This window comes from Pseudomonas sp. SJZ131, from assembly GCF_007828705.1.
GTDB classification, from domain to species: Bacteria; Pseudomonadota; Gammaproteobacteria; order Pseudomonadales; family Pseudomonadaceae; genus Aquipseudomonas; species Aquipseudomonas prosekii.
In genome coordinates, this window is record NZ_VIVC01000001.1 from 13,402 (window position 1) to 14,472 (window position 1,071).

General features: G+C 60.8%; 1 protein-coding gene. It reads left to right on the plus strand.

Annotated elements, in window-relative coordinates:
- The first annotated feature begins 90 nt into the window (after positions 1-90).
- Positions 91-825: a thioesterase II family protein gene (locus FBY12_RS00075; RefSeq protein ID WP_145249894.1), complete on the plus strand. Its 735-nt coding sequence runs from the start codon at positions 91-93 to the stop codon at positions 823-825.
- Positions 826-1,071 lie beyond the last annotated feature (246 nt).

Here is a 1,071-nt window from a genome sequence, read left to right on the forward strand (position 1 = left end):
GCCTGCGGGGGAAATTTAAGCTGCGGTGACTAATTCCGCTCGGCGCCGGGCCGTTCCTTTGGGTAGACCCATCTTTTCGAGGAGCCCACGGTGACCCAACTGACCCTGCTGTGCCTGCCGTATTCCGGCGCCAGCGCCATGGTCTACAGCCGCTGGCGGCGCAAATTGCCGGAATGGCTGCGATTGCAGCCCGTCGAACTGCCGGGCCGTGGCGCGCGGTTCGACGAGCCGTTGCACACCGACATGCGGGCGCTGGCGATGCAACTGGCGCGGGAGTTGCGCCCGACCTTGAAAGCCCCCTACGCCTTGTTCGGCCACAGCCTCGGCGCGCTGATGGCGTGCGAATTGGCCCACGCTTTTCGTGCACTCGGTTGCCCGGAACCGGTGGCGCTGTTCGCCTCGGGCACGGCGGCGCCGAGCATGCGCGCCGATTATGATCGCGGCTTTGCCGAACCGAAGACCGATGCCGAGCTGATCGAACAACTGCGCACGCTCAATGGCACCAGCGAAGAAGTGCTGGCCAATGAAGAATTGATGAGCCTGACCTTGCCGGTGCTGCGCGCCGATTTTCTGTTGTGCGGGCGCTTCCAGCCGGTTCATCGGCCCTTGCTCAAATGCCCGGTGCACGTGCTCGGCGGCAAGGCCGACAAGGCCACCACCGAACAATTGATCGGCTGGAGCAAGGAAACCCAAGGCAGTTTCTCGGTGGACATGCTCGCCGGCGGCCACTTCTTTATTCATGAACACGAAGCCAAGGTACTGCGAGTGATCAAGGATCAACTCGACGTACACCATCGGCGCCACGCCATGGCCACCAGCGCCTGACTCATCTGAATCAGCCTTTATAGGTGTGAGTTTGCTCGCGATGACGACCTGGCAGGCAACATGAATGTTGCCTGTGTGGGCCCCATCGCGAGCAGGCTCACTCCTACAGGGTTTTGTGTGTTCGGCACATCCCCGCGCATCGCCTTCCTGACACTTATTCTCATTCGCTAATTTTTCCGGTCTGCATTCGTTTTATAGGGACGACGTGCCTTTGTGCTTCCTGCCTACTGATCCGGATGCTAAGAA